This window comes from Phormidesmis sp. 146-33, from assembly GCF_052939515.1.
Genome location: NZ_JBJPHU010000179.1, coordinates 1 through 9,223 on the forward strand (window position 1 = coordinate 1; position 9,223 = coordinate 9,223).

8 protein-coding genes and 1 pseudogene are annotated in these 9,223 nt (G+C 51.0%); 6 read left to right on the top strand and 3 right to left on the bottom strand.

Going from position 1 to position 9,223, the window contains the following annotated elements; translation table 11 throughout:
• The first annotated feature begins 350 nt into the window (after positions 1-350).
• On the top strand, positions 351-2,075 hold the full coding sequence (locus ACJ2PR_RS33700; RefSeq protein WP_446880321.1) for a DUF3352 domain-containing protein: 1,725 nt from the start codon (positions 351-353) through the stop codon (positions 2,073-2,075).
• Here ACJ2PR_RS33700 and ACJ2PR_RS33705 read toward each other — a convergent pair.
• Together ACJ2PR_RS33705 and ACJ2PR_RS33710 are read right to left on the bottom strand one after the other, a co-directional pair.
• The gene (locus ACJ2PR_RS33705; protein WP_446880322.1) at positions 2,061-2,777 is read right to left on the bottom strand and encodes an endonuclease III domain-containing protein; all 717 of its coding nucleotides are present in this window, start codon (positions 2,775-2,777) and stop codon (positions 2,061-2,063) included. The two genes, ACJ2PR_RS33700 and ACJ2PR_RS33705, sit on opposite strands and share 15 nt — an antisense overlap.
• Before the next feature lie 208 nt (positions 2,778-2,985).
• Complete coding sequence (locus ACJ2PR_RS33710) at positions 2,986-3,540, bottom strand: DUF2267 domain-containing protein (RefSeq protein ID WP_446880323.1); 555 nt, start codon at positions 3,538-3,540, stop codon at positions 2,986-2,988.
• 25 nt (positions 3,541-3,565) lie between these two features.
• Here ACJ2PR_RS33710 and ACJ2PR_RS33715 point away from each other — a divergent pair, with 25 nt between their 5' ends.
• The 5 genes from ACJ2PR_RS33715 (at position 3,566) to ACJ2PR_RS33735 (ending at position 7,870) form a co-directional block, all read left to right on the top strand.
• Positions 3,566-3,718, top strand: coding sequence for a hypothetical protein (locus ACJ2PR_RS33715; RefSeq protein WP_446861995.1), 153 nt, complete (start codon positions 3,566-3,568; stop codon positions 3,716-3,718).
• A gap of 65 nt (positions 3,719-3,783) precedes the next feature.
• On the top strand, positions 3,784-4,278 hold the full coding sequence (locus ACJ2PR_RS33720) for a YbjN domain-containing protein (RefSeq protein ID WP_446880324.1): 495 nt from the start codon (positions 3,784-3,786) through the stop codon (positions 4,276-4,278).
• 31 nt (positions 4,279-4,309) lie between these two features.
• Positions 4,310-5,041 (top strand): lipoate--protein ligase family protein, encoded by a 732-nt coding sequence (locus tag ACJ2PR_RS33725; RefSeq protein WP_446880325.1) that lies wholly within the window; start codon positions 4,310-4,312, stop codon positions 5,039-5,041.
• A gap of 232 nt (positions 5,042-5,273) precedes the next feature.
• Positions 5,274-5,426, top strand: a complete 153-nt coding sequence (locus ACJ2PR_RS33730; RefSeq protein ID WP_446880326.1) for a hypothetical protein — start codon at positions 5,274-5,276, stop codon at positions 5,424-5,426.
• A 458-nt stretch (positions 5,427-5,884) separates the two neighbouring features.
• Positions 5,885-7,870: an amylo-alpha-1,6-glucosidase gene (locus ACJ2PR_RS33735; protein WP_446880327.1), complete on the top strand. Its 1,986-nt coding sequence runs from the start codon at positions 5,885-5,887 to the stop codon at positions 7,868-7,870.
• 95 nt (positions 7,871-7,965) lie between these two features.
• On the opposite strand, the pseudogene ACJ2PR_RS33740 reads toward ACJ2PR_RS33735, so the two are convergent.
• Positions 7,966-9,223, bottom strand: a pseudogene (locus ACJ2PR_RS33740) (hypothetical protein); the annotation flags it as partial.

Consider the following 9,223-nt stretch of genomic DNA (forward strand, 5'->3'; position numbering starts at 1 on the left):
TGAGCCTTCTTACGCCCCAAGGGGCGGGGAATTTACCCCTGATGAGATTAAAAAAATTTTGGAATTCAAAACGGGTTTGAGCTTCAAAGTTCCCCAAATTTGGGAGATTTAGAGGGCTGCAACCCATTGAAACGAAGCCAAAATCAACTGACCAGGCATATTTAGGAACGAAAACTAAATAACATCGACTTCTGTAGGTTGGGTAGAGCCTATGAGGGATTTAGGCGATCGCTCCCATCTCAAAGACTGATAGAATTGCAGCCTCGACGGACTCTGACTAGCCGCGATCGCCACACTCTGTACATACTTTGCTAGAGTGACAACGGCATTGAAAACCCTTCTCTGGTCGAATGAAAGCCAAACTCAAAACTCGGAAGTCCAAGCCGCTTCTTTTAACGCTCGGAGCCTCTGCCCTGATGATTGGTGGGGGCGGACTGGCTTACTGGTTATTTTCTCAACAGGGACGACTTAGCGTTATGCCGATTGGGGCCAATGTGGTGCCGCAAGATGCGCTGATGGTGGTGTCGCTCTCAACCGACCAGGGACAGTGGCAGCGAGTGAGAGAATTTGGCACCCCGCGCAGTCAGACGGCCTTTGATCAAAGTTTGGTGCAGTTTCGCGATCGCTTTCTCACCAGCAAAGGGCTAGACTATCAGCGCGACGTGCAGCCGTGGGTCGGTAAAGAAGTGACGCTGGCGTTTTTGTCGCCTCAAGCCGGGTTAGCGGTGCCCAATCCAGGACAAGCCGCCACACCGCCCAATCCTCAACCCGTGGTCATGGTGTTGCCGATCGCCGACCCGCTCAAAGCCAAACAAACCCTGGAGCAGTCCAACGCTGTCAAAACAGGCAAGTGGGCAGAACGCAAGTACAACGGTATTCAGATTCGCGAAAACCAGGAAACGCCGACCCAAACCGTCTCGATCGCAGCCTTAGATCCCCAAACCGTCGTGGTGGCTAACAGTCCCAAAGCGATCGAACGGGCGATCGACACCTACAAAGGCGGGCCGGCCCTCTCAGCGACACCGGGCTATGGAGAAGCCCTGAGTCAGATCAAGTCTGAGAAGCCAGTCGCGCGCGTCTATGTCAACATTCCTGCGGCCGCCAACACGTCTGCGGCGAACTCCAATCGACCCATACCGCCCCAAGGCACAAATCAGCTTCAACAAACTCAAGGATTGGCCGCGACGGCGACGATCGCCTCTGAAGGCATTCAGTTCAAAAGTGTCTCCTGGCTCAAGCCTGAGAGTAAGCGTCGATTTGAGGTCAAAAACACCGCCAAAATTATGCCCAACCGTTTCCCCGCTGAGACGTTGATGATGACATCGGGTGGCGATTTGCAGCGCTTTTGGAAGGACTACACGCAGGGCGTTTCGGCGAATCCGATTCGATTTATTAATCCAGAAGGGCTACGTCAAGGGCTAAAATCCTCTGTCGGCTTGGATCTGGAGCAAGATTTGCTTAACTGGATGCAAGGTGAGTTTGCGCTAGCGCTGGTGCCTGCTCCCCAGGGATCGCCCGCTAACTTGCCCGCCAGCCTCGTATTTATGGTGCAAACCAACGATCGCCGCGCCGCCGAAAAGACCTTCAAACAGCTAGACGATACGATGTCGAGCAAGTACACCTTTAAGGTCGAAGAATCGAAGGTAGAAGGTCAATCGGTCGTCAACTGGAGTCTGCCTGCTGCTAATGTCAATATTACCCGTGGCTGGCTCGACAACAATGTAGCGTTTCTCAGTCTGGGCGCACCGGTCACTGGCAGCTTTGTGCCAAAACCCGCAGGTTCTCTCGCTGAGACGGAGTTATTTAAGAAGGCGACAGCGACGGAGTTGGGGTCAAACAATGGCCACTTTTTTGTGAATATGGAGCGGGCGCTGGCGTTGAATAATTTTCCGCTGTTGCAGATTCCGCCTGCTAATCGGGCTGTTTTGGAAGCGATTCGATCGATTGGCGTAACGGCCGCAGTCACGAGCGATCGCACCTCTCGCTACGATGTGTTTGTCATGCTGCAAAAAGGCAATCAACCGGGAGCCTTGCCCAGTCCAAACGTGACTCCCAGCCCTTCACCGTCGCCTTGATTGCCCAAACGGGCAGAGCGATAAAACAGGGCAGCGATCGCAGGCTGGATTTTGGTAATAACAACAGCGCTGACCATGCAGCATCAAGACTTCGTGGTTATCGTAAACCTGTTGGGCTGTCCACTCGATCGGCAACTGAGCTTCGAGAATGGCGTGAGCCGGGGCAACGGCGATCGTCGAAGGAATCAAACCCAGCCGAATCGCGACTCGATGATGATGACTATCCACAGGCAATGCCCGACGGCGCAAACTGCTAAATGACAGCACAGCGGCACTGGTTTTGGGGCCGACTCCCGGCAGTGACTCCAACCATTCTCTGGCTTCTGAGATCGACAAGTCCGCCAAAAAATCAAGCGACAAACTGCCCTGACGGTCTCCAATCAGTTTCAAGACTTGCTGAATCCGAGGGGCTTTTTGCTCGGCCCAGGTGCAGCGAGCGATCGCTTGTTCAACTTGATCGACGGGAGCATCTCGCACCATTGACCAGTCTGGAAACCGTCGCCGCAACTCATTAAACGCACTAGCAGAATCGGGATTGCGGGTGCGATGAGACAGCAACGCTGAAACCAACTCGCTCAACGGATCAAGCGTATGAAAATAAGGAATCGGACAGCCATATGTTTGACAGAGGCGATCGTGAATCTCAATCAGTTTTTGCTGAATTTCAGGAGAAGCGATCGCGGGTGGTTTTTTGGAAGCCACGGGGATGGGGGATGAGGGGATGATATCGGTTTACTGTTTGGCTGTTGGGGAGATTTTTGAGCGAAATGCCCTCTGGCTCACTGGTCGGATCTCCTAAAGTCAAAGTCCCCCAATTTTGGGGGATTTAGGGGGCGAGGAACTGTGTCAACAACCAGTATTTGCCAGTAGGGAACTTCTCTAGGATGGGTGACTTCTTTGGCAGACTCCTCTATGCCTTTTCCCAGATGGCGCGGATTTCGTCGGGCAGGAAGTTGGCGACTTCTTGAATGCGCTCTGCTGATAGCTCATCTTTGGTCGCTGAGAAAACCGCTTCGACGGCCAATTCAGGTGAGACGTTGGTTTGCAAGCCACTCTCTTGACGCACTCTAAATAGAAAGGTGCTGGACTTGATAATCAGCGGCGGTCTGAGCTTGCTCAAAAAGTGAACGATCGGATTGGTGTCTTCCCACAGGTCTTCGATTTCGGTTGCCAACGGCGTTGCGGTGTAGAGGGTGCGATCGGGGTTGCCTTCGTCTAGCGGTTTGTGTAATTCGTCGGCGACGTTTTCGACGGCTTCATCGGTCATCATGTCGCGCATCGTCCGAAACACCACTTCTGTCACGTCTCTGGCATCGTAAAGATCCGACAAGCCTGCTTTAAGCTGCACTTTTTCTAAAAACGGAGTGTCTTTGGTCGCGATCGGCGTTCCTGAATAATGCTGCCTCGAAGAGGGCGTAATGTCGTCGATCGGCGCTACCGTATTCAATTCTTGATTGTCTGCCATATAAACATGCCTTTATTGAATTTGTATGTCCCCAAAACTATTGCCCAATATCGTCGATCGCCACATCTGTCACCAGGGTTACTTAAATTACGTCTCAAAATCTCTCATTGGGCAGATTGAGTCTGATGCAGAAGGCAATTTTTGCTACAAAAATGAAGAAATACAAAAAGCCCGTTAGACAACTGAGCGATCAACGCTACCGTAGACACAACCCCTGCACTTAATGCTGAAATAACTCGACCTATGGTGAACTATCAGCCCAACTCCGAAATGATCTCAACCGCCACAACGTCTGATGAATTGGTCGGCGGCACGGGTGGCATTAATGTTGTCGAAGTGATCGAAACGGTGATCGCCAGCCTCGATCAAAGCGACAGTGCAATGGTGAGTCAAAACGATGGCGGCCATATCTGGAAGTTTAAGTACGGCAGTGTCGAAGTCTTTGTCCAACTGACGGGCACGACCGAAGAAGATAATCTGAGCGTTTGGGCATCGGTTCTCAAGCTGCCTGCTAAAGACGAGCCACAACTGTTTAGAAAGCTGCTGGAAATGAATTGGCTGAGTACCTTTGAAGCGGGGTTTGCTATTTACGACAATCAAATCGTGGTGCTGTCTACTCGCACGATCGCCGAGCTGTCTCCGGGTGAGATTTCTCGATTGGTGACCGTAGTGGCGACGATCGCGGACGATCATGACGATGCCCTACAAGCCGAGTTTTTAGAAGGTGCAGCCAGCTAAAGTTTTGTTTTAATGTCTGCAAACTTAATGTATGCAAACTTGGCGCTTGATTCCCCTGATCACGGCTTCTGGACGGGTGCAGATGGCGATCGACCAGTGGCTCTTTGAGCAGCATCGGTTGGGGCATCCGCCCGCTTTGAGATTTTACACCTGGTCACCTGCGGCGATTTCGTTGGGCTATCATCAGCGCCAGTTTCCGGAGTTTTGGAAACAACTTACCTGGCAGGGAGCGGCGATCGAGCTAGTTCGTCGTCCCAGTGGAGGGCGGGCGGTTTTGCATCAGGGCGATTTGACATATGCGGTGATCACCTCTGGGCTGTCGGGCCGTCGAATGCAGGACTATCAAACGATCTGCAAGTTTTTGATTGAGGGATGGCGATCGCTGGGCGTAAATCTGCACTATGGCAATGCGGGGCGCGGCTACATTCACAACCCCAACTGTTTTGGGACGGCAACGGTTGCCGATCTGGTGTTAGAAGACGGCACAAAGCTAATCGGCAGCGCTCAACTCCGCAAAGATCAGACAATTTTGCAGCATGGATCAATGCGGTTGGAGCCTGATTTAGACCTATTCGCCCAAGTCTTTGGCTCGGAGTCTCCAAATCTGCTCAAGCTGCCCCTGTCTCATCAAGGAGACAGTTTGGTTCAGCGCATCATGACCTCGTTAACCAAATCAGCCAGTCAGTGTTTTGGAGTGCAGTTTAAGTTGCAGCCGCTGACCGATGCAGAATGGCAGTCCATCCAGGCTTCAGAGCATGTCTGAAAAGTTCTCATTGATCGCTCACGTCTACTGATTCCAACCCAGTTTGACGCTGCCTACAATTAAGAAAGATTTGTGGTGCATCTGTTTAGTGCATCTAGGCTTACAGCGATTCTCGGCTGGGTTAGCTACAGTCTGATCAATGCGGGTTATGAGGTGTCGGGTGGGGTGAGTGCAAACGAAAAGGTGTAAGCCTCAGTGGAAAGTAAGGACTCCAAGGAGGAGATATGAGCTTTTGGATAATTATGCTGCTAGCTTTACTGGTAGTGTTGTGCGTCTACTTTCTTTGACCATGCTCTGCCCTAAAAAGCGATCGGGCGTTGCTGAATTCACATGTGGAGCGTTGGGTAGCAGCATTTCTGAGAGCCAACTCAATCCCTACAACTGAGGGACTTTGAACGTTCGGAAGTCCCCAGAATGGTGGGTTGGAGGCAGATTCTTATCACCGTTCAGCAATGCCAGCGATTATGACTTTCGGCTGCATGGCAGTATTAAAATCCCGAAGCTAATGAACCTTCTAATGCGGGTTAGCGTTGGTAACGCCTAGTGGGTACTTTCATTCTTATTGGATCACCGGGACTGATAGTTGCTATTTCAGAAATGGACACACCCAAAATACCCCCTGAAAATATAAACTTCCACCCGTTGAGGCGATGCCAAATCTGACTCTGGGTAAAACGAGCCAGGTTGATCGCCATCCAGCGAAGGTTCTCCTAGGTTCTCTCAGCACAAAATCACACTCACAACGGTAAACCCGCGCTCTCAGCTAAAAATTACGGCAAAGCCTTGCTCTTTCGCATCGTATCGTCGTAAATGGAGACGCAGACGGGGAAAAGGAACGGGTGAATGAAAATCGACTTTGGGCGGGAGATCTGTGGCAACCTCGACGCTGCGGAAGCACGAGAATGGCTGGTGACCAACGGGATTGGGGGATTTGCATCAGGGACGATCGCCGGACTTTTGACGCGCCGATATCATGGCTTGCTGGTGGCTGCGCTCAAACCGCCTCAACAGAGAACGTTACTGTTAGCCAAACTCGACGAAAGTATTCGTTATGGTGAAGATTACTTTCCCTTAACCACCAATCGCTGGAAAGATGGCATCGTCGGTCAGCAAGGCTATCGACATATCGAGCGCTTCTTTCTCGAAGGGACGGTTCCTGTCTGGCAGTTTGCACTAGGGGACGCGCTCCTCGAAAAACGCATCTGGATGCAGCAGGGCACCAATACGACTTATGTCTATTATCAAGTGCGGCGATCGACCCAACCTCTGACGCTGACGCTCAAGGCGATGGTTAACTACCGCGATTATCACAGCGACACACAGTCCAATGGCTGGCAAATGGGCATCGAATCCGTCGGTCAGGGCGTTTCGATTTCTGCCTTTCCTGAAGCGGTGCCTTTTTATTTGCTGGGTCGCGGGGCCAAAGTGACTCCGATGCACGATTGGTATTACGGCTTTGATCTGGCTCAAGAACGATCGCGTGGACTGTTAGATCATGAAGATCACCTGCACGCCGCCACCTTTCAAACGACGCTCCATGCGGGAGATTCGCTCACCTTTATTGTCAGCACCGATTCGACTCCCAATCTGGACGGAGAAAGCGCCCTCCGATCGCAACGGGCCTATGAGCAAAGACTGGTCGATCGCTGGAAACTCGATCGCGAAAGCCAGGTCGAGTCAACCCCAAACTGGATTCGTCAATTGATTTTGTCGGCGGATCAGTTCATTGTGAATCGATCGACTCCAGGCAACCCCAATGGTAAAACGATCGTCGCAGGCTATCCGTGGTTTACCGACTGGGGACGGGACACGATGATCAGTTTGTCAGGTTTGACGCTGGTGACAGGACGACCCGAAGTCGCGCGATCAATTCTAAAAACCTTTGCGCTGGCAGTCGATCGCGGCATGTTGCCCAATCGGTTTCCAGATGTGGGAGAGGTGCCAGACTACAATACCGTCGATGCAACGCTGTGGTACTTTGTGGCGATTCAAGAATACTACAACGCGACCGAAGACACTGATTTGCTGTATGACTTGTTTCCGGTGTTGGCGGAGATTATTGATTGGCACTGTCGCGGCACTCGCTATGACATTCATCTCGATCCGGCTGATGGTCTTCTGTATGCGGGTGAGATCGGAACGCAGCTAACCTGGATGGATGCCAAAGTGGGCGATCGGGTCTTTACGCCTCGGATTGGTAAGCCTGTAGAAATTAATGCGCTATGGTATAACGCCCTGAGAATTATGGCCAAAGTCGCCCGCAGAATTGGTAAGCCACACCGAGAATATGAAGCGATGGCCGATCGCGTGTTAGCCAGATTTTCGCGCTTTTGGAATGAGTCAGCGGGCTATTGTTTTGACGTGTTAGATTCGCCTGATGGCAATGATGCTGCCCTGCGTCCCAATCAGATTTTTGCCGTCTCGCTGCCCGACAGTCCGCTGACCAATGCCCAACAAAAAAGCGTCGTGGATGTCTGTGGACGATCGCTGCTCACTTCGTATGGACTGCGATCGCTGGCTCCGTCTCAAATCGGCTATCAGGGGCACTATGGCGGTTCACAGTTTCAGCGTGATGGGGCTTATCATCAAGGCACAGCCTGGGGTTGGTTGATTGGGCCGTTTGCGATCGCTCATCTGCGGGTGTACAACAATCCGATCAAAGCGAGAGAATTTTTGGAACCGATGGCCAATCACCTTTGCGCGCATGGCGTGGGCAGTTTGAGTGAAATTTTTGATGGCGATGCGCCAATGATTCCCAATGGCTGTACGGCTCAGGCCTGGACGGTGGCAGAAGTGTTGAGGGCATGGTTTACGATCGCCAATGCTTGAACCAAAATCTTGTCTAAAAGTCCTTCAGAATTGGCAGCTTGGAGGCAGAAGACGTAAGCACCGAAGCGAAAAACCTTCATCGAACTGACGTTGCCTTAATTGCGCTCGATCCCATCTTTGGAGATGACAAGGCTGAGTTGATAAGTCACCGAGTCAGATTGGTGAGGAACAATCACAATTTCATAGTTACCCGATCGCTTCACCTTTCCTGACCAGGAAGTTTCCGACAAACTTTTTAGCACAGGGGCAGAATCAGCAGGCGAAAAAATAGAAATTCGGGTCGAATCTTTCGGCGCTTTTAGCGTTAATTGTAAAGACTGATTTTGTAATAAGCGAGCGATATAAACTTTGCCCTGACCGTTTTTTAGAGTTTGCTGATCTTTAAACAAAGGAGCTTTTACGACGGTTGAGTTTGTTTGAATCGTATTGGCTTGATCATGCGCGATCGCGTACCAAACTTGACCAAACTTACGAGGATTGAGTAATCTTCCTTGCTGTTCGGGAAACCACTGTAAAAATTGAGCATCTGACAACGTTTCGAGCGATCGACTGCTGACGTTTACCGACGCTAACCAATCGTTATAGCTGGCTCGATTGTATTGCCCTATCCCACTTCGCGCTTGGGGACTTAACGCTTCTAATTGGTCTAAAATGGTGTTGGCGATCGCGTTCCATTCTTGTTTTAACCGATTGGATTGGGGGTCAGACTGTAGCGATCGACTTTGCAATTGTGGATATTTAACAAAAAACTGCTCGTCTACCAAATCGGTGAATAAATCGTAAGGAATCGTTAGCTTTTTGCGGCGATCGCGCAGCGCTTCTTGAATAGCTTGTGGATCTTTGGGCGGAACTTTAACAGAGGGAGCGATCGTTTTTGGAGCCGTGACTAATATAGGTTCTCGAACGATCACCACAATTCTCCAGACGGCAATTCCTGCCAATCCAACAAATAGAGTTGCAAAGATCAAAAGAGAAAAGCCTTGCCAGATTTGAGGTTCAGAAGAAGATTTTTGAGGTGCAAAATCTGAGGTCTGAGTTGAAGTCGAGTTCTGAATTTTAGTCGGTTTTTTGAGCTTGATTTCTGCGATCGCTCTCCTTACTTTTTCCGCCGAGGCAAACCGCTTGTCTGGATTGGAGCACAACATTCGCTGCAAAACTTGGGCAAATTGAGGACTGACGATCGCCCATTCTTGCCAAGACCACGCCTGCGTTTTTTCGTCATAGAGTTCTTCAGGTTCGCGCCCAGTTAGCAACACTACCGCAACCACCGCCAGAGCATACAAATCGCTGTCTCGCTCGACTCGATCGCCCAATCGCTGCTCTAAGGGTGCATATCCCCAGTCATGCGATCGC

Coding starts and splice junctions, on each gene's coding strand:
- ACJ2PR_RS33720 (WP_446880324.1), top strand. CDS start 3,784: ATGGTGAACTATCAGCCCAACTCCGAAATGATCTCAACCGCCACAACG.
- ACJ2PR_RS33715 (WP_446861995.1), top strand. CDS start 3,566: ATGTCCCCAAAACTATTGCCCAATATCGTCGATCGCCACATCTGTCAC.
- ACJ2PR_RS33725 (WP_446880325.1), top strand. CDS start 4,310: ATGCAAACTTGGCGCTTGATTCCCCTGATCACGGCTTCTGGACGGGTG.
- ACJ2PR_RS33710 (WP_446880323.1), bottom strand. CDS start 3,540: ATGGCAGACAATCAAGAATTGAATACGGTAGCGCCGATCGACGACATT.
- ACJ2PR_RS33700 (WP_446880321.1), top strand. CDS start 351: ATGAAAGCCAAACTCAAAACTCGGAAGTCCAAGCCGCTTCTTTTAACG.
- ACJ2PR_RS33735 (WP_446880327.1), top strand. CDS start 5,885: ATGAAAATCGACTTTGGGCGGGAGATCTGTGGCAACCTCGACGCTGCG.